The organism is Scleromatobacter humisilvae (assembly GCF_023231945.1).
Classification (GTDB): Bacteria; Pseudomonadota; Gammaproteobacteria; order Burkholderiales; family Burkholderiaceae_C; genus Scleromatobacter; species Scleromatobacter humisilvae.
This window is the reverse complement of the sequence record NZ_JAJLJH010000001.1, coordinates 1,925,631-1,948,635: the sequence shown is the minus strand read 5'-3', so window position 1 is coordinate 1,948,635 and position 23,005 is coordinate 1,925,631. Positions and strand designations below refer to the sequence as shown.

The 23,005-nt window shown below is 68.5% G+C and carries 20 protein-coding genes; 18 read left to right on the top strand and 2 right to left on the bottom strand.

The window, feature by feature from the left end:
- The first annotated feature begins 40 nt into the window (after positions 1-40).
- Both gmd and LPC04_RS09180 read left to right on the top strand, forming a co-directional pair.
- The gene (gene gmd / locus LPC04_RS09185; RefSeq protein ID WP_275681872.1) at positions 41-1,162 is read left to right on the top strand and encodes a GDP-mannose 4,6-dehydratase; all 1,122 of its coding nucleotides are present in this window, start codon (positions 41-43) and stop codon (positions 1,160-1,162) included.
- Positions 1,155-2,111, top strand: coding sequence for a GDP-L-fucose synthase family protein (locus LPC04_RS09180; RefSeq protein WP_275681871.1), 957 nt, complete (start codon positions 1,155-1,157; stop codon positions 2,109-2,111). The genes gmd and LPC04_RS09180 overlap by 8 nt, the downstream gene beginning before the upstream one ends.
- Positions 2,112-2,130: 19 nt before the next feature.
- Here the strand turns inward: LPC04_RS09180 and LPC04_RS09175 are convergent, their stop codons facing one another.
- Positions 2,131-3,225, bottom strand: coding sequence for an acyltransferase family protein (locus tag LPC04_RS09175; protein ID WP_275681870.1), 1,095 nt, complete (start codon positions 3,223-3,225; stop codon positions 2,131-2,133).
- Between the two features lie 370 nt (positions 3,226-3,595).
- Here LPC04_RS09175 and LPC04_RS09170 point away from each other — a divergent pair, with 370 nt between their 5' ends.
- The 9 genes from LPC04_RS09170 to epsI are packed head-to-tail and all read left to right on the top strand — an operon-like array spanning position 3,596 to position 12,748.
- Positions 3,596-4,519: an EpsD family peptidyl-prolyl cis-trans isomerase gene (locus LPC04_RS09170; RefSeq protein WP_275681869.1), complete on the top strand. Its 924-nt coding sequence runs from the start codon at positions 3,596-3,598 to the stop codon at positions 4,517-4,519.
- 2 nt (positions 4,520-4,521) lie between these two features.
- On the top strand, positions 4,522-5,439 hold the full coding sequence (locus LPC04_RS09165) for an EpsD family peptidyl-prolyl cis-trans isomerase (RefSeq protein WP_275681868.1): 918 nt from the start codon (positions 4,522-4,524) through the stop codon (positions 5,437-5,439).
- 22 nt (positions 5,440-5,461) lie between these two features.
- Complete coding sequence (locus tag LPC04_RS09160) at positions 5,462-6,784, top strand: UDP-glucose dehydrogenase family protein (RefSeq protein ID WP_275681867.1); 1,323 nt, start codon at positions 5,462-5,464, stop codon at positions 6,782-6,784.
- Positions 6,785-6,825: 41 nt separating this feature from the next.
- Complete coding sequence (locus LPC04_RS09155) at positions 6,826-7,932, top strand: EpsD family peptidyl-prolyl cis-trans isomerase (protein ID WP_275681866.1); 1,107 nt, start codon at positions 6,826-6,828, stop codon at positions 7,930-7,932.
- A 12-nt stretch (positions 7,933-7,944) separates the two neighbouring features.
- A complete protein-coding gene (gene epsE, locus LPC04_RS09150) occupies positions 7,945-8,829 on the top strand; it encodes a polysaccharide export protein EpsE (protein WP_275681865.1) in 885 nt (294 codons plus the stop codon).
- A gap of 15 nt (positions 8,830-8,844) precedes the next feature.
- Positions 8,845-10,272 (top strand): Wzz/FepE/Etk N-terminal domain-containing protein, encoded by a 1,428-nt coding sequence (locus LPC04_RS09145; protein ID WP_275681864.1) that lies wholly within the window; start codon positions 8,845-8,847, stop codon positions 10,270-10,272.
- Positions 10,269-11,171, top strand: a complete 903-nt coding sequence (locus tag LPC04_RS09140; protein WP_275681863.1) for a polysaccharide biosynthesis tyrosine autokinase — start codon at positions 10,269-10,271, stop codon at positions 11,169-11,171. The genes LPC04_RS09145 and LPC04_RS09140 overlap by 4 nt, the downstream gene beginning before the upstream one ends.
- 7 nt (positions 11,172-11,178) lie before the next feature.
- Positions 11,179-12,060 carry an exosortase B gene (gene xrtB, locus LPC04_RS09135; RefSeq protein WP_275681862.1) on the top strand — a complete coding sequence of 294 codons (882 nt, stop codon included), beginning with the start codon at positions 11,179-11,181 and terminating at the stop codon, positions 12,058-12,060.
- Complete coding sequence (gene epsI / locus LPC04_RS09130; RefSeq protein WP_275681861.1) at positions 12,053-12,748, top strand: exosortase-associated protein EpsI, B-type; 696 nt, start codon at positions 12,053-12,055, stop codon at positions 12,746-12,748. The genes xrtB and epsI overlap by 8 nt, the downstream gene beginning before the upstream one ends.
- A 228-nt stretch (positions 12,749-12,976) precedes the next feature.
- On the opposite strand, the gene LPC04_RS09125 is transcribed toward epsI, so the two are convergent.
- Complete coding sequence (locus LPC04_RS09125; RefSeq protein WP_275681860.1) at positions 12,977-13,450, bottom strand: hypothetical protein; 474 nt, start codon at positions 13,448-13,450, stop codon at positions 12,977-12,979.
- On the opposite strand from LPC04_RS09125, the gene LPC04_RS09120 reads away from it, so the two are divergent.
- The 7 genes from LPC04_RS09120 to LPC04_RS09090 all read left to right on the top strand — a co-directional run bounded on the left by LPC04_RS09120 (position 13,437) and on the right by LPC04_RS09090 (position 22,984).
- A complete protein-coding gene (locus LPC04_RS09120) occupies positions 13,437-15,227 on the top strand; it encodes a hypothetical protein (protein WP_275681859.1) in 1,791 nt (596 codons plus the stop codon). The genes LPC04_RS09125 and LPC04_RS09120 overlap by 14 nt on opposite strands.
- 149 nt (positions 15,228-15,376) lie before the next feature.
- Positions 15,377-16,339: a glycosyltransferase family 2 protein gene (locus tag LPC04_RS09115; RefSeq protein ID WP_275681858.1), complete on the top strand. Its 963-nt coding sequence runs from the start codon at positions 15,377-15,379 to the stop codon at positions 16,337-16,339.
- Positions 16,340-16,377: 38 nt separating this feature from the next.
- On the top strand, positions 16,378-17,742 hold the full coding sequence (locus LPC04_RS09110; protein WP_275681857.1) for an oligosaccharide flippase family protein: 1,365 nt from the start codon (positions 16,378-16,380) through the stop codon (positions 17,740-17,742).
- A gap of 226 nt (positions 17,743-17,968) precedes the next feature.
- Entirely contained in the window at positions 17,969-19,558 is a 1,590-nt protein-coding gene (locus LPC04_RS09105) for an O-antigen ligase family protein (protein WP_275681856.1), read from the top strand.
- Positions 19,555-20,556 (top strand): glycosyltransferase family A protein, encoded by a 1,002-nt coding sequence (locus LPC04_RS09100; RefSeq protein ID WP_275681855.1) that lies wholly within the window; start codon positions 19,555-19,557, stop codon positions 20,554-20,556. The genes LPC04_RS09105 and LPC04_RS09100 overlap by 4 nt, the downstream gene beginning before the upstream one ends.
- An 8-nt stretch (positions 20,557-20,564) precedes the next feature.
- A complete protein-coding gene (locus tag LPC04_RS09095) occupies positions 20,565-21,791 on the top strand; it encodes a glycosyltransferase family 4 protein (RefSeq protein ID WP_420854710.1) in 1,227 nt (408 codons plus the stop codon).
- On the top strand, positions 21,788-22,984 hold the full coding sequence (locus LPC04_RS09090) for a glycosyltransferase family 2 protein (protein WP_275681853.1): 1,197 nt from the start codon (positions 21,788-21,790) through the stop codon (positions 22,982-22,984). Before LPC04_RS09095 ends, LPC04_RS09090 begins: the two co-directional genes overlap by 4 nt.
- Positions 22,985-23,005 lie beyond the last annotated feature (21 nt).

The window sequence follows — 23,005 nt, the reverse complement described above, 5'->3', positions numbered from 1 at the left end:
TGGGCGCGTCTGCCGCCAGTCACTTATGGATAATCAACCCATGACCGATAAAAAAGTAGCCCTCATCACCGGCGTCACGGGCCAGGACGGCGCCTATCTGGCGGAGTTCCTTCTGAAGAAGGGCTACGAGGTGCACGGCATCAAGCGACGGGCGTCGTCCTTCAACACGGATCGCATCGACCACCTGTACCAGGACCCGCACGTCAACAACCGTGACTTCGTCCTGCACTACGGCGACCTCACCGATTCGACCAACCTGACGCGCATCGTGCAGAAGGTGCAGCCGGACGAGATCTACAACCTCGCGGCGCAGAGCCACGTGGCGGTCAGCTTCGAGGAGCCCGAGTACACGGCCAACGCCGATGGCATCGGCGCGCTGCGCCTGCTCGAGGCGATCCGCCTGCTGGGTCTCGGCAAGAAGACGCGCTTCTACCAGGCGTCGACGTCGGAGCTCTACGGCCTGGTGCAGGAGATCCCGCAGAAGGAGACGACGCCGTTCTACCCGCGCAGCCCGTACGCCGTCGCCAAGCTCTACGCCTACTGGATCACGGTCAACTACCGCGAGGCCTACGGCATCTACGCCTGCAACGGCGTGCTGTTCAACCACGAGAGCCCGCTGCGCGGCGAGACCTTCGTCACGCGCAAGATCACGCGCGCCATCGCGCGCATCGCGCTGGGACTGCAGGATTGCCTGTACCTGGGCAACATGAGCGCGCTGCGCGACTGGGGCCATGCGCGTGACTACGTGCAGATGCAGTGGCTGATGCTGCAGCAGCAGCAGGCCGAGGACTTCGTCATCGCCACCGGCGTCCAGTACAGCGTGCGCGACTTCGTGCGCATGTCCGCCGAGCGCCTGGGCATCACGGTGCGTTTCGAGGGCGAGGGCGAGGCCGAGGTCGGCATCGTCGACACCGTCACCGGCGACAAGGCCAAGTGCAAGCCGGGCCAGGTCATCGTGCGCGTCGACCCGCGCTACTACCGTCCCACCGAAGTCGAGACGCTGCTGGGCGACCCGACCAAGGCCAAGGAAAAGCTGGGCTGGACGCCGACGACGACGTTGCCCGAACTCGTCGCCGAGATGATCGACGCCGACTACATCACCGCGCGTCGCGACGCGATGGTGAGCATGGCCGGGTTCCAGACCTTCAGCCACCATGAGTGAGAAGGCCAGCGTGCCCGGCAAGGGCGAGGCGATCCTGGTCGCCGGCGCCCGCGGCATGGTCGGCTCGGCACTGGTGCGGCACCTCGAGGCCGCGGGCTACGAGCGCGTGCTCGCGCCGCTGCGCGCGGAACTCGACCTGCAGGACGCCGCCGCGACGCGCGCCTACCTGCAGCGCACCCGGCCCGCCTACATCTTCATCGCGGCGGCCAAGGTGGGCGGCATCCACGCCAACAACACCTACCGCGCGCAGTTCCTGCACGAGAACCTGGCGATTGCCGACAACCTCATCGCCGGCGCGCACGAGGCCGACGTGCAGCGCCTGATGTTCCTGGGCTCCAGCTGCATCTATCCGAAGCTCGCGGCGCAGCCGATCCGCGAGGATTCGCTGCTGACCGGCCCGCTGGAGCCGACCAACGAGCCCTACGCCATCGCCAAGATCGCGGGCGTCAAGATGTGCGAGGCCTACAACGACCAGTACGGCCGCCAGTACGTCAGCGCCATGCCCACGAACCTGTACGGGCCCAACGACAACTACGACCTGCAGACCAGCCACGTGCTGCCGGCCCTGATCCGCAAGGCGCACGAGGCCAAGCTGCGCGGCGACACGCAATACGTCGTCTGGGGCTCGGGCACGCCGATGCGCGAGTTCCTCTACGTCGACGACCTGGCCGACGCCTGCGTCCACATGATGGAGCAGGGCTACGACGGCCCGCTGGTCAACATCGGCACCGGCGAGGACGTGACGATCCGCGAGCTGGCCGAGACAGTGATGCAAGTCATCGGCTTCGAGGGCCGCATCGTCTTCGATGCCAGCAAGCCGGACGGCACGCCGCGCAAGCTGCTGGACGTCGGCCGCCTGCACGCCCTCGGCTGGAAGCACCGCGTCGACCTGCGGCAGGGCATCGCGCTCGCTTACGAGGACTTCCTGCGGCGCTTCGCCGCGGCCTGAGCGGCGCGAGCCTGCGCATTCAGGCCGACAGGACGGCCGGCACCTTGTGCGTGCGGCCGCCGAACCGGCGGCTGGCCCAGCGCGTGAACGGCTTCTCGACCGCGACGTGGATCGCCAGCCCCGCGATCACCGCCACCGCGAAGTGCGCGGCCATCAGCAGCGTGACCTTCGCCGGGCCGTTGGGCAGGCCGCCGAGTGCCGCCGCGAGCGGCTTGACGGCGCCGAACGAGGCCCAGTGGAACAGGTAGATCGAATAGGACGCGGCGCCCAGCAGCTCGAACACCGGCATGCGCCGTCCCGCGCACAGCTGGATGCACGCCCAGACGATCAGCGCCGCGGGCAGGCCTTCGAGCACGCCGCGCCAACCCAGGCCATGCCCGAGCCCCAGCGCGGCGAACCCGAGCGCGGCCAGCAGCCAGAAGCTCCAGCCGGGCAGCCCGGGTCGCGTGCCCGCCGAGGCCATCGCTCGTTCCAGCAGGACGCCGTAGCCGAACTCCAGGATGATGTTGTCGCCGTAGAAGCGGCGCGCGATGCCGGCGGCGGAATCGAGGTCGGCCGGCCAGCCGGCCATCGTCAACAGGTAGCCCGCGACGACGCAGCTCGCCAGCGCGCCCAGCAACAGCGCGATGCGGCGCGATCCGAACAGGATGGTCGCGCCGAACAACACGTAGAAGAAGGCCTCGTAGTTGAGTGTCCATCCCTGTTGCAGCGTCGGCGCCAGCCAGGTGTGGAACGCCGAGTTGGGGTGCGGGATGAAGAAGAAGTCCTTCACCAGGTCCGTGCTCACGTGGCGCTGGGCCAGTTCGCGCCGCGAGGTCCAGAGCAGCGCCAGCCAGTAGAGCGGCACCACGCGGATGACGCGCCTGCGCAGGAACATTCCAGCGGCCTGGAGCCGGCCGCGCATCGGGAGATCGTCGGCCAGCCTCGTCGTGTACGCCATCACGAATCCGCTGATGACGAAGAAGATGTCGACGCCCGCCTCGCCGAAGCTGGGCCACGCGTCGCTGCCGGGCACCGACAGGCGAGCGTGATGGAGCACGACCATCAGGGCCGCGATGGCCCGCAGGACCTGGAGGCCTTCGATGTTTCCGGTGGGATTGACGGCGATCTTCATGGACTTGATGGCGGCACTCGCCGATGCGCGTGGGGACTGCGGAGCCGGCCGTGCCGCATGGCGTGTCTCGATGCAGGTTGCGGCCGACTATCGCATGGAAGCGCAATCGCGGGCGCTGCACCGCGGGATCGGCACTTTCTCACGGTCCGCCCGCCGCCGACCTGTGTTTCTGCGGTCGGCGCGGCCGTCGCGAGATTGACGCAGGTTAGTCTCTACAATCATTTGCTTTGCCGCAGTGCGGCCGGGTGAGGCGTGTCTGCCGGGCCCGCCACGATTCCGGCCCGCAAAGGGCCATGAGGGGCTCTCGTCGATGATTAGTTCTGAAAAGATGACGCGCCGCGCGCGTTTCGGCGCTGTTGCCGTGGCCGCCATGGCCGCCACCCTGCTGGCGGCCTGCGGTCAGAAGAAGGACGTCGCACCCGCCGACACAGCCGGCAGCGAGGCCGTCGCCAAGGTCAATGGCGACGAACTGACGGCCAACCAGCTGTCGATCGCCCTGCTGAAGCAGCGCGGCATGCGCCCGGACGCCGGCGACGCCCAGGCCAAGCAGGTGCTCGATCAGCTGATCGACGAGCAGATCGTCGCCCAGAAGGCCGTCGCGGCCAAGCTGGACCAGGATCCGAAGGTCGTCGCGCAGATCGAGGCGGCCCGGCGCGACATCCTCGCGCGCCGCTTCCTCGAGGCGGCCGCCGAGACGGCCGCCAAGCCCGCGTCCGACGCGGTGCAGAAGTTCTACGACAGCCGCCCGGCGCTGTTCGCCCAGCGCAAGGTCTATACGCTGCAGCGCATCGACATCCAGGCGCCGGACGACCGCCGCACCGAGGTGGATGCGCACGTGCAGTCGCTCAAGACGTCGGCCGAACTCACCGACTGGCTCAAGTCGCAGAAGCTGCAGTTCACCACCAAGCAGGAGCAGGACGCCGCCGAGCAGCTGCCGCCGCTGGTGCTGGACAAGGTGGCCGCGATTAAGGAAGGCCAGTCCATCGTGGTGCCGTCGCAGTTCGGGGTCTCCGCGCTGACGCTGGTGTCCAGCGCCTCGGCGCCGAAGTCGCTGGCCGATGCCGGTGCGGCCATCGAGCAGTTCCTGGGCAACCAGGGCCGCCGCGAGGTCATCATGAACCTGCAGAAGACCATCCGCGACGGCGCCAAGGTGGAATACCAGGGCCGCTTCGCGGCGTTGGCGGCCGCGACCGGCGACGGCGCGTCGCCGGCCTCGGCACCGTCCCTTTCCGTGGCGCCCGCCGCCAGCAACGCCGCTCCGTCGGCTTCGCAGAACAGCTCGACCAAAAAATGAAAATGCGCTCGGCTCTGAAGATGTCGGCGACGCTCGCGTGCGTCGCGGTGGTGCTCGCCGCCTGCGGCAAGAAGACCGAGGACACCTCGGCCACGCTGGCGACGGTCAACGGCGACAAGATCACGCAGGATCAGCTCGATTTCTCGATCAAGCAGATCGCCGCGGCACAGCCCGGCGCGTCGGCGCCCGAGGCGGCCCAGGTGTTGCAAAGACTGGTGGACCAGCGCCTGGCGGTGCAGAAGGCCGAGAAGGACAAGCTCGATCGCAACCCGGGCGTGCTGCAGGCACTCGAGGCCGCGCGCAAGGACGCGCTCGCCCGCTACTACGTGGAGCAGCTGGCGGCCAAGGTGCCCAAGCCGACGGCCGACGAGGTCAAGCAATACTACGACGGCCATCCCGCCAACTTCGCGCAGCGCAACGCCTACGTGATCCAGAAGGTCGACGCCCGCGTGGCGCCGGACCAGGTCGGCCCGCTCAAGGCCGGCGCCGAGGCGGCCGCCGACGGCGCGGCCGTCGCCGCGCTGCTCAAGGCCAAGGCGAGCGCGGTCAATGTGACCGAGACGACGCAGCCCGCCGAAGCGCTGGGCCCGTTGTTGCCGAAGATTTCGACCATGCACGCCGGCCAGACGATCGCGATCCCGCAGCCGCAGGGCCTGACCGCGCTGACGCTGGTCGACGTCAAGCCGCAGCCGGTGACGCTGGCGCAGGCGCAGGCGGTCATCGAGCAGCTTCTGTGGAACCAGAAGAAGCGCGTGGCACTGCAGGACGAATCCAAGGATCTGCGCGCCAAGGCCCGCATCGACTACCTCGGCAAGTTCGCCGCAGGCACGACGCCTGCCCCTGCCCCGTCCGCTGCTCTACCGGATGCCGCGACGACTCTTCCGTCTTCGCCCGCCTCCGCGGCTTCGGTCGGCGGCTAATTTCCTCTTCGCGTTCAGCTTCATGAAAATCACTGTTATCGGCACTGGCTACGTGGGGCTCGTCTCCGGCGCCTGCCTGGCGGAAATGGGCAACCACGTCCTCTGTCTCGACGTCGATCCACGCAAGATCGACGTCCTGAATGGCGGCGGCATCCCGATCCACGAACCGGGCCTGGACAGCGTCGTTGCCCGCAACGTCGCCGCGGGCCGCCTGCAGTTCACGACCGACGTCGCCGCCTCGGTGGCCCATGGCACGCTGCAGTTCATCGCCGTGGGCACGCCGCCCGACGAAGACGGCTCCGCCGACCTGCAGTACGTGCTGGCCGCCGCGCGCAACATCGGCCGGCTGATGACGGACTACAAGCTGGTCATCGACAAGAGCACGGTGCCGGTGGGCACGGCCGACAAGGTCAAGGCCGCCATCCAGGCCGAACTCGACGCCCGCGGCGTCACGCTCGAATTCTCGGTCGCCTCGAACCCCGAGTTCCTGAAGGAAGGCGCGGCCGTCGAGGACTTCATGAAGCCCGATCGCATCGTGGTCGGTGCCGAGGGCGAGCGCGCGATCAGCCTGCTGCGCGCGGTCTATGCCCCGTTCCAGCGCAATCGTGACAAGCTCGTCGTGATGGACGTGCGCTCGGCCGAACTGACCAAGTACGCCGCCAACGCGATGCTCGCGACGCGCATCTCGTTCATGAACGAACTCGCGCTGCTGGCCGAGAACCTGGGCGCCGACATCGAACTGGTGCGCCAGGGCATCGGCTCCGATCCGCGCATCGGCTACCACTTCCTGTACGCGGGCTGCGGCTACGGCGGCTCGTGTTTCCCGAAGGACGTCAAGGCGCTGATCCGCACCGCCTCCGAAAGCGGCCGCGACCTCAAGGTGCTGCAGGCCGTCGAGGACGCCAACGATGCGCAGAAGCAGGTGCTGGTGCACAAGATCGTCAAGCGCTTCGGCGAGGACCTGGCCGGCAAGCGTTTCGCGGTCTGGGGCCTGGCGTTCAAGCCCAACACCGACGACATGCGCGAGGCCAGCGCCCGCGTGCTGATCGGCGAACTGCTTTCCCGCGGCGCGACCGTGACGGCCTACGACCCGGTGGCGATGACCGAGGCCCGCCGCATCTTCGGCGACGAGCCGCGCATCGGCTACGCGGAGAATCCGGACGAGGCCCTCGTCGGCGCCGACGCGCTCGCGATCGTGACCGAATGGAAGGAGTTCCGCAGCCCCGACTTCGCGCGCATCGCCAACACCTTGAAGACGCCGGTGATCTTCGACGGCCGCAACCTGTACGAACCGAAGGTCGTGCGGGACGCGGGCATCGACTATCAGCCGATCGGACGCGTGTGAAATCAGACGACAGGCCTGACCAGGCCGGGAGAGGGGGTCTCATGACGAACAAGAACACGACGATGCGCCAGGCCGCCCTGACGGCCGCGGCGGTGTCCTCCGCGCTGCTGCTGGCTGCCTGCACGGGCCACAAGAAGGACGCGACGCAGTCGGTCGCGCGCGTGGACGGCACCGAGATCACCGTGCACCAGCTCAAGTACCAGATGCAGCGCGAGCACGTGCGGCCCGACCAGGAAGAGGCCGCCAGCCGCAAGGTCCTCGACCAGCTGATCGACGAGCAGCTGCTCGTCGAGAAGGCGGAGAAGGTCAAGATGGACCAGGAGCCCGGGGCGCAGCAGGCGCTGGACGCCGCGCGCCGCGAGATGCTCGCGCGGGCCTACCTGGAGCAGGCGGCGCAGACCGTGCCGGTGCCCAACGACACCGCCATCCACGCCTACTTCGACGCCAACGACGCGCTGTTCGCGCATCGCCGTGTCTACACCCTGCGCGAGTACCTGGCCAAGGTGCCCGAGGACAAGGTCCCCCAGCTGCGCGCGATGGTCGACGGCGGCAAGACGCCCGCCGACGTCGAGGCCTGGTTCAGGGCCCAGGGCGCGCAGTTCCGCGATCAGGAGACGACGCAGCCGGCCGAGCGGATCCCGCTGGCGTCGCTCAAGGCGCTGGCCGCCGTGCAGGACGGCCATGGCCTGGTCGCGTCGGCCGGCGGCCAGGTCCACGTGACCTACGTCACCGCCAGCACGCAGGCGCCCGTCACGTTCGACAAGGCCCGCCCGGCGATTGGCCAGTTCCTGATGGTCGATTCGCGCCGCAAGGTGACGGAGTCGAACATGGCGGCGCTGCGCACCGCGGCCAAGATCGACTACGCGCCGCAGTACGCGGCGCTCGGCGCATCGGGCCCCGCGCTGGGCACCACACGGGACATCGACGCCGCGGCGCAGCTGCAGACTCCCAGCGGCACGCACGTGACGCTGCCGGCGGCCAACGCCGCGTCGGGCGTGCAGGTGACACTGCCGACGACCACGACGTCCAGCGTGCAGGTCACGCTGCCGCAGACGCAGGGCGTGCATGTCAGCCTCCCGTCCACCCCGGCGTCGTCGGTTGAAGTGCGCCTGCCGCCGCAGACCGCACCGGATTCTTCGAAGAAGTAGGAAGGAAACAGCATGCCGAACGTTTATTCGCTCTCAGCCGCTCGTCGCTTCATGCAGGCGCTCGCGCTCGGCCTGTCCGCGGCGATGCTGGTCGCGCTGCCGCAGGCCGACGCGCAGGCCGCGGCCAAGCCGGCCGTGGCCAAGCCCGTCGCGGGGCCCGTCGATGCCGACCAGTCGCGCATCGGCGCCGGCGACACGATCCGCATCACGGTCTACCAGAGTCCCGACCTGAGCATGGAGACGCGCGTCAACGAAGGCGGCGCCATCAGCTATCCGCTGCTGGGCCGCGTGCAGCTGGCCGGCCTGACTGTCACGGCGGCGGAGCAGCACATCGCGTCGGAGCTGAAGCGGCGCGACTTCGTCAAGGATCCGCAGGTCATCATCGTGGTGACGCAGGTCCGCGCCAACCAGGTCAACGTGCTGGGCCAGGTGGGCAAGCCGGGCCGCTACCCGCTCGACCTGACCGGCATGCGCATGACCGAGGTGCTGTCGCTGGCGGGTGGCGTCATCGCCGGCGCCGGCTCGGACACGATCGTCCTCACCGGCACGCGCGACGGCCGTCCGTTCCGCCACGAGGTGGACCTGCCGCGCCTGTTCGCGCCGGGCGGCGCCGCCGAGGACACCGTGGTTGCCCCGGGCGACACGGTGTGGGTGGACCGCGCGCCGCAGATCTATCTCTACGGCGAGATCCAGCACACCGGCGCCATGCGCCTCGAGCGCGGCATGACGGTGATGCAGGCCGTGGCTGCCGGCGGCGGCGCGACCCCGCGCGGCACGCTCAAGGGGATCAAGGTGACGCGCCGCGGCCCCGACGGCAAGATGCAGACGCTCGAGCCGTCGATGGAAGACACCCTCAGGGATGGCGACGTCGTCTACATCCGCGAGAGCCTGTTCTGAGCGCGGAGACAAGTCATGAACCTATCCCATTTCCTGGCAGTTCTCCGAGCGCGCTGGCTCAGCGCCGTGGTCGTCTTCTCGGTCGTCCTGGTCGCCGCCATCCTCTACCTGGTGTTCGCGACCCGCGTCTACACCGCGACGGCGTCGCTGCTGATCGACTTCAAGCCCGATCCGGTGAGCTCGATGCTCTATGGCGGCGCCACGCCGTCGCAGATCAACACGCAGATCGAGATCCTGCGCAGTGACCGCGTCGCCCAGCGCGTCGCGCAGAACCTGAAGCTCGCCGACCTGGCCGACATGCGCGCCGCCTGGGCCTCGGCCAAGAGCGGCCTGACCATCCAGGAGTGGCTGACCGAGTTCATCGAGGCCGGGCTCGACCCGCGCGTGAGTTCGCCGGGCAGCAACGTGATCAACATCTCGTACCACTCGGCCGATCCGCGCTTCGCGGCGACCGCGGCCAACGCCTACGTGCAGGCCTATCTCGAGACCTCCATCGAGCTGCGCGTCGATCCGGCCAAGCAGTACAGCGGCTTCTTCACCGACCAGCAGAAGGACGCCCGCACGGCGCTTGAGACGGCGCAGAACAAGCTGTCGGCCTTCCAGCGCGAGAAGGGCATCATCGGCAGCGACGACCATTTCGACCTCGAGATGAGCCGCCTCACGGCCTTGACGCAGGAACTCGTGGCGATCCAGACCGCGCGCGTCGACGCCTCGACGCGCCAGGGCGCGATCGGCGGCGGCGGCCAACTGGGCGAGGTGCTGGCCAACGGCACCGTCAGCGGCCTGAAGAACGACCTGTCGCAGGCCGAGCTCAAGCTGCAGGAACTGTCCTCGCGCTACGGCGACAAGCATCCGCAGGTGCAGGAAGCCCGCGCCACGGTCGCCGAGCTGAAGCAGAAGCTCGCGCGCGCGACGAGCGACGTGACCGGCTCGATCGGCGTCGACGCCCGCGTTGGCCGCGCTCGCGAGGCCGAGATCCAGTCCGCGGTGGAGGCGCAGCGCGCCAAGGTGCTGGCGCTGAAGGACACGCGCGACCAGGTCGGCGTGCTGCAACGCGACGTCGACAACGCGCAGAAGTCCTACGACCTCGTCTACAGCCGCGCGAGCCAGACCAACCTCGAGAGCCAGAATCGCCAGAGCAACGCCACGGTCATCAGCCAGGCGACGACGCCGTCGAACCCGTCCTCGCCGCGCCTCGTGCCGGTGCTGCTGATGGGCTTCGTCGCGGCGCTGGCCCTCGGGCTCGGCACCGCGCTGCTGCTCGAGCAGATGGACAAGCGTATCCGCACGACGTCGGATGCCTTCGATTTCCTGGGCCTGCCGGTCATCGGCATCATGCCCAGCCCGAACATGAATCGTCGCCTGAAGGGGCAGATGGCGATGATCCAGGATCGTGTCGTCTCCGGACGTCGACTGCCGGCACCAGAAAAAGGGCAAGCATGAGTGGCAAGTTGGAAGCAGCCGACCTCTCGATCGGCGAAGGGCAGGGCAACGAGACCGGGGTCAAGACCCGGGCGATCGGCGAACTGATCCAGGACGCCCGCAACCTGTCGGCGGACGACCTCGACCGCATCGGACGCTATCAGCGCGAGAACGACCTCCGCTTCGGCGAGGCCGCCATCGCGCTGGGCCTGGCCGATACCGAGGACGTGCTGCAGGCGCTGGCGCAGCAGTTCAAGTACGCCTACGCGGACGAGGAGACGCGCAAGGCCGCGCCGGAACTCGTGATGCTGAACCAGCCGTTCGGCCACCAGGCCGAGGCGTTCCGCGCCATCCGCAGCCAGATCCTGATGCGCACGCAGTCCGAGAACAAGGGCCAGCGCCGGCCGCTGGCCGTCTGCAGCCCGGACTCGGGCGACGGCAAGACCTATTTCAGCGCCAACCTCGCGGTCGCGCTCGCCCAGCTGGGCGGCAAGGTCGTCGTGATCGACGCCGACATGCGCGGCGCCCGCATGGACCAGGTGTTCGGCGTGACGGGCGGCGCCGGCCTGTCGGGGGTGCTCTCGGGCCGCGGCGGCAAGGGCATCGTCAAGGCCGTGCCGGGGATCCCGAACCTGTACGTGATCCCGGTCGGCGTGCAGCCGCCCAACCCGCTGGAGCTGGTCGAAGGCCCGTCCTTCGGCATGCTGCTGCGCGAGGTATCGATCAAGTTCGACCACGTGATCGTCGACACGCCGGCGTCCTGCTACGGCAGCGACGGCGTCGTGATCGCGTCGCGCTGCGGCTCGGCCCTGGTGGTCACGCGCAAGGACGCCAACAAGGTCTCGCGGCTGCAGGAACTCGTGGGTTCGCTGCAGTCGGGCCAGGTGCGTCTCGCCGGCGTCATCATGAACGAGCTGTGACCTTGCGATGAGCGTCGTTCAACGATTGACCGCGCCGCGGACGATCCCGTGGTGGATCTGCGTGCTCGGGTTGCTGGCGCTCTATCTTCCGACGCTCCGGGACCTCGCCGTCAACCTCTGGTTCGGCGAGGCGCAGGAGCAGAGCCAGGGCGTGATCGTGCTGGCGATCTGCGTCTGGCTGATCTTCCGCTCGTGGGATCGCATCGACGACACGGAAGCGTCCTCGCCCAGGCCGATCCTGGGCTGGGCGTTGATGGCCATCGGGCTGCTGCTCTACGTGTTCGGGCGCTCGCAGCGCATCCTCAGCGCGCAGACCGCGTCGGCGCTGTTCATGCTGCCGGGCGTCGTGCTGCTTCTGCGCGGTCCGCGCCAGCTGCGAGGGGCGGCGTTCGCGCTGTTCTTCATGTTCTTCCTGATCCCGCTGCCGGCCACCTTCGTCGATGCGATCACGCAACCGATGAAGCTCGCGGTCTCCACCGCGGCCACGGCGGCGATGTACGCGGCCGGCTACCCGATCGCGCGCACCGGCGTCATCCTGCAGATCGGCCAGTACCAACTGCTCGTGGCCGACGCCTGCGCCGGACTGCACACGCTGTTCTCGCTGGAGGCGATGGGCCTGCTGTACCTCAACGTCGTGCGCCACAGCTCGGTGTTCCGCAACATCGCGCTGGCCATCCTGATCGTTCCGATCTCGTTCGTCGCCAACGTGATCCGCGTGATCGTGCTCGCACTGATCACGTACTACTACGGCGACGAGGCCGGGCAGGGCTTCCTGCACGGGGCCGCGGGCATGGTGCTGTTCCTGACGGCGCTGCTCTTCATCATCGCGACCGACAGCGGGCTGCGCTGGCTCGCCATCCGAACGACCGCGAGGCCGCAGCATGTCTGATCCCGTCCTGACCCGGCGCGCCGCCATCGCGGCCGTCCTGATGGCCGCGGCGGCGGCCGGCGGCCAGGCCATGGTGCCGACGAAGCGCATGGCCCTGCTGCGGGGGCCGTTCAAGCTCGACGACATCGTGCCGATGCGGTTCGGCAACTGGCGCGTCGACCCGCGCTCCACCGGTGGCATCGTCGACCCGACGACCGAGGCGCTGCTCAACAAGCTCTACAGCCAGATGCTGAGCCGCTTCTACGTCGACGATGCGGGCCACCAGGTGATGCTGTCGATCGCCTATGGCGCCGACCAGGCCGACGACGACGTGCAGCTGCACTACCCCGAGGTCTGCTATCCGGCGCAAGGCTTCCAGGTCAAGAGCAACCAGGTGTCACAGATCGACATGCCCGAAGGCGTCGTTCGCGTGCGGCGGCTGGAGACCCAGCAGCTGGCGATCGGCCGCTACGAGCCGGTCACATACTGGACGATCGTCGGCGACCAGCAGAGCCTGGGAGCGCTGGATCGCAAGATCGCGGAGATCCGGCACGGCCTGCGTGGCGAGATCGTCGACGGCCTGCTGTTTCGCGTATCGACCGTCGGACGCGATTCCGAGCAGGGCTTCCTTGTTCAAAGCGGCTTCATTCGTGACATGGTGCGCGCAATGACACCGTCGGCGCGGCGCCAGCTCGTCGGCCTGTCCTGAAGCAGGCATCAGCGAAATGCTGAAGAAGCCACTCCTGTTCGGGAGCGTCGGTGCGACGCTTTTGCTCACACTCGCGGCGTTGTGCCCGCTGCAGGCCGCGGCTATGGTCGCGCACAGTGCGCAGCCTCGCGCAACCGAATGTGGTTCGACCGCTCCAGGGACGGAGGGCAATAGCGAACGGACTTCCGCCGACGTCGGTGGATGTGCCGTAGCATTCCCTTGCTTTTTTCATTCACTTACTTCCCTGGGCTTGCCGATAGACAGTGCATCGCAGCATGTGTCTACGGGGTTCGCCGTTGACGAGGATTGGCTGCGGCCCTTCCCGACTTCGGCAGACCAAATGGCTTTGAATTTCTTCGACACGGTGCGCGGCTCGGCGGTCGCACTCGCGACCAGCGCGCTGGTGAGCGCATGCGGCGGCGGCGGTGGCAGCGGCGACGAGCCGACGCAAGCGTCGTCCACGTCGATCTCCGGCAGCAGCAACGCCGCGGGCACCGTCGCAAGCGGCACTGGCACAAATACCGATACGGGTACCGTCACCGGCATCTCGGGCGACAGTGGCGCGTCCACATCCGCAGGCACGACAAGCACGACCACCAGCAACGACGCCAGCACCACGGACACTTCGCCGTCGAACGGCGGCACGTCCACGAGTTCGACGACTTCCTCGGACGACGGATCCACGACGGTGGCGTCGGCCAACGCGAACCCGACGACGCTGCTCGACGCCACGCATGTCACGGCCAAGTCCTCGCTGGGCCTGAACCTGGGCACGCTGGACTACTACTCGCCCTCGATGCCGACCATCGACCTGATGAAGAAGGGCAGTGCCTGGCTCACCCAGTGCAATCCGTACGTCGCCGGCAGCACCTGCAAGAACCTGACGGGCGGCGCGAGCGCCTTTGACACGCTCGAGGAAGCCAGCATCGACCTCGATGCGGACGGATGGCCGCGCAGCCTGCCGGCCTCCGACGACGCCACGCACAAATTCCGTTCGGTGGCCACCATCATCCTCAGCGGCGGCTGGCAGCAGGCGGGTGAATACATCGTGCGCTACGACGGCGCCGGCACGCTGAGCTACAACGGCGTCGCCACCAAGAATGCGTCGAAGTCGACCGCCGGTCGTGACGTCATCCAGGTCGTCAACACCAGCGCCGCAGGACTGACGCTGTCCATCACCGCGACGACGCCGGGCAACTACCTCCGCAACGTTCGTGTCTATCCGCCCGGCGGCGCCTGCGCGAACGACCTGACGACCTACGCCGCCAGCGCCGCGGCCTGCACGGGCGCGACCGGCGCGTACGTCCCGTTCGAGAACTTCCCGTCCACCTCGATCTGGCACCCGATGCTGCTGGCCGAGCTCAAGGGCTTCCGCACGGCGCGCTTCATGGATTGGATGCGCACCAACACGTCGACGGTCAGCGACTGGTCGCAACGCACGGTCGCCACGTGGCGCTCGTGGAATACGCCGGCCGGCGTGCCGATCGAGAAGATCGTCGCGCTGGCCAATGCCGCCGGCATCGATCCGTGGGTCAACGTGCCGACGCACGCGACCGATGACTACGTCGCGCAGTTCGCCAAGGTGCTCCACCAGCAGCTGTCGCCCACGCAGTCGGTCAACGTCGAGTATTCCAACGAACCCTGGAACTACTCGTTCACGGGCACGAACTGGATGTACGCGCAGGGCCAGGCCGCCTGGCCGGCCGAGGTCGCCGCCAAGACGAGCCCGTTCACCCTGCAGGCGAACTGGTACGCCAATCGACTCGTGCAGGTCTGCAACATCATCAAGAACGAGTTCGGCGCCGACAAGAGCCGCGTGCGCTGCATCGCCAACACCCAGGCCGCGTCGGTGGGTTCCGCAACCGCGGTGCTGAACTGCACGGTGGCGGCCAAGACGTTGGGCCGGGCGTGCGGCAAGTCCATCGACGTGCTCTCGATCGCGCCGTATTTCGGCGGCTACATCAGCGCGACGAAGCTTCGTCCGACGGTGGCAAGCTGGTACACGACGACCGATGGTGGCCTCGCGGCGCTGTTCAGCGAGATCATGGGCTCCGAAGCTCCGACCGCGGCGGTCGCGCCGCTGGCGGTCGCGGGCAGCAACGTGGCGACCGGTTCGCTGGCGCAGATCAAGAGCTGGATGGTCGCGAACAAGGCCGTCGCGGACCAGTTCCACATTCCGCTTTGGGCCTACGAAGGCGGCCAAGGTCTGGCCCCCCCCGCCGGCGACACCGACGCCACGCTGGTGACGCTGTTCACAAACGCCAATCGCGACCCGCGCATGGCAGCGGCCTATGCCCGGATGCTGTCGGACTGGCAGGCCGCAGGCGGCCAGACCTTCGCGCTCTATGCCGACATCGGCACCCCCAGCAAGTACGGCATGTGGGGCCTGAAGGAAACCGTGTTCGACACGAACTCCGTCAAGTGGACGGCCGTCACCAAGTTCCGCGATGCCGTCACTTGCTGGTGGTCGGGCTGCTGAGATCGCGTCGACCTCGCTTAAACTGAGTGGCCTCCGATCGGGGGCCGTTTTTTTGCCCGCGAAATGCAGGCCGAACGTTTTCACGCTGTGCCCGGGCGCGTGTCTTGCTTGCGCGGGAGCCCACGCATTGCGTAGATGGTGTTGATTGAATGCAGCCAGATCCCGGACTCCTCACGACGCTGCTGGTCAGCTACAACACCAAGGCGCTTCTGGCCCCTTGCCTCGACGCCTTGGACAAGGCGCTGGCGCCGATCGGCGGTGGCGATGTGATCGTCGTCGACAACGCCTCGCGCGACGGGTCGGCGGAGTTCCTGCGGCAAGATCGTCCCCACGTCACCCTGATCGAGTCGGGCGCCAACCTCGGTTTCGGTCGCGCGAACAACCTGGCGCTGGACCGGATCAAGAGCCGCTACCTGCTGCTTCTCAATACCGATGCCTTCGTGCCGCCCGACGCGCTGGTCGGTCCGCTCGAATACATGGAGGCGCACCCGGAATGCGGCGTGCTGGGCGTGCGCCTGGTGGGCCGCGACGGCGAACCGCAGCCCGGTTGCCGCTACTTCCCGACGCCGCTCAACTCGTTCTGGGCGCGCGCCGGCTTCACGCGTCGCTTCGGATTCCCGCGCATGGTGGACGACGTGAAGTGGGATCATCGCGACACGCGCGAATGCGACTGGGTACCCGGCTGCTACTACCTGACGCGGCGCGAAGTGTTGGAGCGCGTCGGCCTTTTCGACCCGCGCTTCTTCCTGTACTACGAAGAGGTCGACCACTGCCGCGAGGTGAAGAACGCCGGTTGGCGCGTCGTCTTCTGGCCGCACGTGGACGTCGTGCACCTGGGCGGCGAAAGCGCCAAGTCCGAGGGAGTGATCAACAAGTCGCGCCAGCTTGACGACCTGCAACTGGAAAGCGGGTTCCTCTACTACCGCAAGCATCACGGTCTGGCGGGAGCGCTCGCCTTCCTGGCGCTCGAGGAACTGGCGGACGTCATCGTGCTGCTGAAGATCGCGTTCATGGCCAAGGGGTGGCAGCGCGCTCGTGAAGTCATGGACCACATGCGCGCGATGTTCCGCACGGCGAGCATCACCGGCTTCGGCCGCGCGGGAACGCGATGACCAGCGACGTCGTTGCGCCTGCTGTCAAGCCGGCAGGAATGAAGTCCCGTGTCCTGCGCGCGGGGTCGTGGATCCTCGGCGGACAGGCGGTGCAACAGGTGCTGCGGCTGGGCACCAATGTCATCACGGCCCACCTGCTGTTTCCGGACGCTTTCGGCCTGATGTCGGTCGTCTACATGCTGGCCACTGCGCTGGCCCTCTTCAGCGACCTGGGCGTGGCTCGCACCATGGTGCTGAGCAAGCGGGGATCGGATCCGGAATTCCTCGACACGGCGTGGTCGATCCAACTCGTTCGCAGCCAGGTGCTGGCGCTTGTCATCTGTGCGGCCGCGGGCGGCCTGGCGATCACGCGCCACCTGGGCTGGTGGAAGGCGGGCACGGTCTACGCGGACGAGCGCCTGCCGTACCTGATCGTGGCCTTCGCGCTGACGTTGGTGCTGCAGGGCTTCGAATCGATCCGCATCATCCAGGCGCGGCGCCAGATGCACCTGCACACGCTGACCAAGATCGAGATCTCGGCGCAGCTCGCATCGGCCGTCGCGATGGTTCTTGTCGCATGGACGTGGCATTCGATCTGGGCGCTGACCGCCGGCGCCATCGTGTCCGGCATCACGCGCTGCATCCTGAGCTACGCTTCCCTGCCGGGCCACAAGGTGCGCTTCCGCTTCGACCGCGACTCGGCCAAGGAGCTGATGGGCCACGCCAAGTGGATCATCCTGTCGTCGATCCTGACCTTCATGGCGGTCAACGGCGACCGCGTGCTGCTGGGCGGCCTGATCTCGGTGCGCGAATTCGGCCTGTATTCGATCGCCGTGATCATGGCGAGCGTGCTGCAGAACATCGCCAACAGCGTCTGCAACAGCATCGTGTTCCCGGCGTTGTCGGAGGTCTATCGCGAGCGTCCGAAGGAATTCGCGCGCAATCTCGAGCGTTTCCAGTGGGGCTACGACGCGATGGCGGTATTCCCGTCCGCCATCCTCATCACGTCGGCCCAGACGCTGATCGACCTCATCTACGATACGCGCTACCACGACGCCGGCTGGATGGTGATGGTGCTGGCCGCCGGAATCATCGGCGTGCGCTATCAGGTGGTCGAGGTCGGCTACCTCGCGGTGGCCAAGACGAAATACGGCGCCTATGCCAACGCGCTGCGCCTCATGGGCCTTGTCGCGGGGCTGCTGATCGGGCGGCACTACTTCGGCATCGTCGGCACGGTGGCGGGGGTGGCAATGTCGCAATACGCCGCGTGGCCCCTGGCGATCTGGTTCAAGAAGCAGGTCAACGCCCTGTCCTGGCGTGCGGAAGCCATCCTCGTTCCCGCGATCGTCGGCGGCCTGCTGGTGGGCGAACTCCTCTCGATGGCCCTGCGATTCGCCTTCCCGCACCATTTCGCCGGACGCTGAGGCGAGGCTGCCGCGACGCGCGCGGGTCCGTGAATTGCCTTCAGCGCACGCCGCCGCGTCTCCCGTGAAAGGTTGCGCGCGCGGCTGGCTGCGTGCCGCCGGGCTTACGAGCCCGCCAGCGCCGATTGTCTACAATGAATCTCGTCTGGAATCCACCCTGCCGCGGGGCGCCTCCAGCTCCCCTTCACCGAGATGATGGATCTGCGATCCAAGGGAAAGCCCGTCCGTGATCTACGCGTTGAAACTTCTGATTGTCGTGAGCGTGGTGGCTTGCGTGGCGGGCTACATGTTCCGTTCGGCCTTCCGGGACATCTTCACGCCGGCCGAATACAAGCGCATCTGGCAGACCGTGCTGCTGGGCGTGCTGCTGTCGTACCTGTGCCAGATTCCGGCTGTGTTCCTGGTCGCGATCGGCGTGCTCGGCCTGTGGTCCGCGAGCGCCACAGGGCGCGGGCCCGCCGGCAAGTTCGCGATCTACGTGCTCCTCGCCTGCACGCTGCCGCCCATCAGCGTCACGGTAGGCGGCTTCGGCGGTATCAACTACGTCTTGCAACTCGATCATCGCCGGATCTTGTCCATCGTCCTGCTGGGGTGGGCGGCCGTCGAGATCATGTCGACCAAGGCGTCGCCGCGGAGCAGCAAGTCGCTCGCGATCGACATTCTGGTCGTTGCCTACCAGTGCCTGCGGATCGGCTTGATCGTTCCGCATGCCACGTACACCACGCTGGCGCGCGCCGCCGTCGAAGCCGTGCTGGACATCCTGCTGCCCTACTTCGTCGTCACGCGTGGCGTGCGCTCGATGGCTGATCTGCGGCTCGTCTGCGGGCATCTGCTCATGGGCCTTGCGTTCGCAGCGGGGGTGGCCGTCGCGGAGGCTCTGCTGCAGCACAACCTGTATTCGGGCCTGCAGACGGTCTACGGCATCCATTGGCAGCAGACCTACGCACTGATGCGTGGAAGCCTGATTCGCGTCCAATCCATCACGCCGCAGCCCATCATCCTGGCATTCATGTTGTTGTACGGGCTCGCCATCGCCTACTGGCTCAAGGGCCAGCAATGGCGACGTCCCTCCGTGCTTGCCTTGTTCGCGGCCATCGCGGTCGCGGAAGTCGCGACGTTCTCGCGCGGCCCCTGGATCGCGGCGGTCCTGATCGTTCTGGCGCTCGTGGCCATGCGGCGACTGCCTGGCAACGCATTCCGATTCGTCCTGGTCGCGCTGCTGATCGGGGGCGTCGGCCTGAAGTTTGCCGGCGCCGACCAGCAGGTCCTCGATGCGCTGGGCGCGCTGTTCGGGTCGGATCAATCCAACATCGCCTCGATCGAGTACCGCCGTCAACTGCTGGACACCTCGCTGGCCCTGATCAAGCAGAGTCCGTGGCTTGGCGTACCGAACTACGCGGCGCACATGCAGGATCTGAAGCAGGGCGAGGGCATCATCGACCTCGTCAACAGCTACCTGGCCATCCTGCTCGACGCGGGCGTGATCGGGTTGACGATCTACCTGCTGCCGTTCCTGATCGTCCTGAACCGCCTCATCTCCGCGATCCGGCGTCCCGACCCCGCCGCATCGCAAACGGGCAATCGTTTTGCGATGGCGTTCTCGGCCCTGATCATCGGTTGCCTGTTCGCGATCTTCACCGCGTCCACGTTCAACATCATCCCGGTGCTGCTGACACTGCTGCTGTCGTTGCCCACGGCGTGGCTCGCGCTGCCGCTCGAGGAGCGCAACGCCGCGGGCGCACGCGCCGACCTCGAGCTCGACATCCCTGACGACCCGCTGCGCCGCCACGCCTGGGCCGGAGGCCGCCTATCGTGAATGCGGCCGCCGCTCCGGCGACCCCGCCCGGCCTGGGCATGGTGATCATCGGTCGCAACGAAGGCGAGAGACTGCGCCGCTGCCTCGAGTCGTCCCAGGCTGTGGGCGAGCGGCGGGTCTACGTGGACTCCGGATCGACCGACGGGTCCGTCCAGCTGGCGATCGAAGCCGGCGCCCAGGTCGTTCGCCTGGACATGTCGCAGCCTTTCACCGCCGCGCGCGCGCGCAACGCGGGCCTGCGCGAGCTGCGGCGCCAATGCCCCGGCGTCACGCTGGTGCAGTTCATCGACGGCGACTGCGAGCTGCTGCCGCAGTGGCTGGGCAGCGCCGAGCGATTCCTCACGCAGCATCCGGATATCGTCGCCGTCGCCGGCCGGCTGCGCGAGCGCTTTCCGGACAAGTCCGTGTTCAACCGCCTGTGCGACATCGAATGGAACACGCCGGTCGGCGAGGCGCGCAGCTTCGGCGGCATCGTCATGGTGCGCGTCGAGGCGATGGACGGCGCCGGCGGATTCCGCGAGGACCTGATCGCGGGCGAGGAGCCGGAGCTCTGCGTGCGCCTGCGCGCTCGTGGCGGGCGGCTCTGGCGCCTCGACGAGGACATGGCCTGGCACGACGCCAACATGCTGCGCCTGTCGCAGTGGTGGCGCCGCACGCTGCGTTCGGGGCACGCGTTCGCCGAGGGTGCGTCGCTGCACGGCCAGCCGCCCGAGCGCCACTTCGCCGGCGAGACGCGGCGCGCGCTGCTGTGGGGCGCCGCGCTGCCGCTGGCCATCCTCGCGCTCGCCTGCGTCACGCCGTTCGCGTGGCTGCTGCTGCTGGCCTATCCGCTGCAATGGCTGCGCATCGGCCTTCGACTGGCGCGCAGCCACGCGCCCATCCCGTGGCTGCAGGGCGGCTTCCTGCTGCTCGGCCGCTTTCCCGAGGCGCTGGGTGCGCTGAAGTTCTACCGCGGCCGGCTCGTGGGCCGGCGCAGCGGCCTGATCGAATACAAATGAACGCCCCGATGAGCGCCCGCGTCGCCTATTTCGTCAACCAGTACCCGAAGGTCAGCCACACGTTCATCCGGCGCGAGATCGCGGCGCTGGAACGCCAGGGCGTCCACGTCGAGCGGCTCGCGCTGCGCGGCTGGGACGCCGAGGTCAAGGATGCGCAGGACGTCGCCGAGCGCGAACGCACGCGCTACGTGCTGCAGGGCTCGCTGGCGCGGCTCGCGCTGGAAGGCGTGGGGCGGCTGCTCTCGCGTCCCGTGCGCGCATGGAGCGCGCTGCGCCTGGCGTGGCGGATGTCGAAGCGGGCCGAGCGATCGCTGCCGTTCCACCTGATCTACCTGCTGGAGGCGTGCCGCGTGGCGACGTGGCTCGAGCGCTCCGGCGCGCAGCACGTTCATGCGCATTTCGGCACCAACTCCACCGAAGTCGTGATGCTCGCCCACGCGCTGGGCGGCCCGGGCTACAGCTTCACCGCGCACGGCCCGGAGGAGTTTGACAAGCCCGAGTTCCTCGGCATGGCGCGCAAGATCGAGCACGCGGCGTTCGCAGTGGCGATCAGCTCCTTCGGCCGCAGCCAGCTGTGCCGCTGGGTGCCGGCGGCGCAGTGGCCGAAGATCCGCGTCGTGCACTGCGGACTCGAGCCCGGCTTCTTCGCCGCGCCCGCCGACATCCGCCCGGCGCTCGTGCCGCGCCTGGTCTGCGTCGGCCGGCTGTGCGAGCAGAAGGGCCAGCTGCTGCTGGTGGCGGCCACGGCGATCCTGGCGCGCCGCGGCGTGGCCATCGAGCTGGTGCTGGCCGGCGACGGCGAGATGCGCACCGACATCGAGGCCGCGATCGCCGCCGCCGGCCTGCAGGCGCAGGTGCGCATCACCGGCTGGATCGGCAGCGAGCAGGTGCGCGACGAGCTGCTGGCCGCCCGCGCGCTGGTGCTGCCGAGCTTCGCCGAAGGCCTGCCCGTCGTGATCATGGAGGCCATGGCCATCGGCCGGCCGGTGATCAGCACCTACGTGGCCGGCATCCCGGAGCTGGTGCGCGACGGCGTCGACGGCTGGCTGGTGCCGGCGGGCGATGTCGACGCGCTCGCCGACGCGATGCAGGCCTGCCTCGGCACGCCGCCCGCACGCCTCGAGGCGATGGGCCGCAGCGCCCACGGACGCGTGCAGGCGCGGCATGCGATCGACGTCGAGGCCGGGCGCCTGCGCGGCATGTTCGAGGCGGCGATCGCGGAGTCCGCGCGATGACGCTCCTGGCGCATGTCCTGCTGATCGCGGCCGTCGTGCTGAGCGTGCCGTTGCTGGTCGCCGTGGGCGTCTTCGCGTTGCAGATCGCGGCGCAGGCGCGTGGCCGTGCGAGCGGCGGCGCCGGCGCCGGCGCCGCGCCGCGCGGGAACGTCGCAATCCTCGTCCCCGCGCACAACGAGGAAGACGGCATCGCGCAGACGCTGGCAACGCTGCTGCCCCAGCTCGCCGCGGGCGACCGCGTGCTGGTGGTGGCCGACAACTGCTCCGACGCGACGGCCGAGCGCGCCCGCGCGGCGGGCGCGCAGGTCGTCGAGCGCTTCCACGCCAGCGACCGCGGCAAGGGCTTCGCGCTCGCCTTCGGCGTCGACCACCTGCGGGCCGACCCGCCGGCCGCGGTGCTGATCGTCGACGCCGACTGCGAGCTCGCGCCCGGCTCGCTGGAGCTGCTGGCCGCGGAGCTCGAACGCACGCGGCGTCCCGTGCAGGCGCTCTACCTGATGACGGCGCCGGACGACGCCCGCCTCGCGCGCCGGCTCGCGCAGTTCGCCTGGCGCGTGCGCAACTGGGCGCGTCCGGCCGGCTGGCATCGCCTGGGGCTACCGTGCCAGCTGATGGGCACCGGCATGGCCTTCAGCTGGGACATGCTGCGCGACGCGCCGCTGGCCAACGCGTCGATCGTCGAGGACATGAAGCTGGGCATCGAACTCGCGAAGTCCGGCCAGGCGCCGGTTTTCTGCGAGCGCGCGCTGGTGACCAGCCAGTTCCCCGACTCCGCGGCCGCGTCCACCACGCAGCGCACGCGCTGGGAGCACGGCCATCTCGAGATGATCCTGCGCGAGGTGCCGGCCATGCTGGCGCGCGGCGTCGCGCGCGGCGACGGCCGGCTGCTCGGGCTGGCGCTGGACCTCGCCGTGCCGCCGCTGGCGCTGCTGGCCGGGCTGCTGGCGGTCGACGCGCTGCTCGCGCTGGCCGCGTGGTTCTGCGGCGCTGGCAACGGCCCCGTCGTCGTCGCCGGCCTGTTGCTGGGGCTGTTCCTGCTGTCCGTGCTGGTCGCCTGGCTCGTCCGCGGCCGCGACCTGGTGCGCTTCACGGAGCTGTTGTCCGTGCCCTGGTACATCGCCGCCAAGCTGCCGGTCTACCTGCGCTTCATCGTGCGCCGCCAGCGCGCCTGGGTGCGCACCGATCGCAAGTAGGGCGCGTCACGGCGCGTTCGC

Bases quoted from the DNA above. Each gene is read 5' to 3' on its own strand.
- gmd (WP_275681872.1), top strand. From the start codon at position 41: ATGACCGATAAAAAAGTAGCCCTCATCACCGGCGTCACGGGCCAGGAC.
- LPC04_RS09180 (WP_275681871.1), top strand. From the start codon at position 1,155: ATGAGTGAGAAGGCCAGCGTGCCCGGCAAGGGCGAGGCGATCCTGGTC.
- LPC04_RS09175 (WP_275681870.1), bottom strand. From the start codon at position 3,225: ATGAAGATCGCCGTCAATCCCACCGGAAACATCGAAGGCCTCCAGGTC.
- LPC04_RS09170 (WP_275681869.1), top strand. From the start codon at position 3,596: ATGGCCGCCACCCTGCTGGCGGCCTGCGGTCAGAAGAAGGACGTCGCA.
- LPC04_RS09165 (WP_275681868.1), top strand. From the start codon at position 4,522: ATGCGCTCGGCTCTGAAGATGTCGGCGACGCTCGCGTGCGTCGCGGTG.
- LPC04_RS09160 (WP_275681867.1), top strand. From the start codon at position 5,462: ATGAAAATCACTGTTATCGGCACTGGCTACGTGGGGCTCGTCTCCGGC.
- LPC04_RS09155 (WP_275681866.1), top strand. From the start codon at position 6,826: ATGACGAACAAGAACACGACGATGCGCCAGGCCGCCCTGACGGCCGCG.
- epsE (WP_275681865.1), top strand. From the start codon at position 7,945: ATGCCGAACGTTTATTCGCTCTCAGCCGCTCGTCGCTTCATGCAGGCG.
- LPC04_RS09145 (WP_275681864.1), top strand. From the start codon at position 8,845: ATGAACCTATCCCATTTCCTGGCAGTTCTCCGAGCGCGCTGGCTCAGC.
- LPC04_RS09140 (WP_275681863.1), top strand. From the start codon at position 10,269: ATGAGTGGCAAGTTGGAAGCAGCCGACCTCTCGATCGGCGAAGGGCAG.
- xrtB (WP_275681862.1), top strand. From the start codon at position 11,179: ATGAGCGTCGTTCAACGATTGACCGCGCCGCGGACGATCCCGTGGTGG.
- epsI (WP_275681861.1), top strand. From the start codon at position 12,053: ATGTCTGATCCCGTCCTGACCCGGCGCGCCGCCATCGCGGCCGTCCTG.
- LPC04_RS09115 (WP_275681858.1), top strand. From the start codon at position 15,377: ATGCAGCCAGATCCCGGACTCCTCACGACGCTGCTGGTCAGCTACAAC.
- LPC04_RS09110 (WP_275681857.1), top strand. From the start codon at position 16,378: ATGAAGTCCCGTGTCCTGCGCGCGGGGTCGTGGATCCTCGGCGGACAG.
- LPC04_RS09095 (WP_420854710.1), top strand. From the start codon at position 20,565: ATGAGCGCCCGCGTCGCCTATTTCGTCAACCAGTACCCGAAGGTCAGC.
- LPC04_RS09090 (WP_275681853.1), top strand. From the start codon at position 21,788: ATGACGCTCCTGGCGCATGTCCTGCTGATCGCGGCCGTCGTGCTGAGC.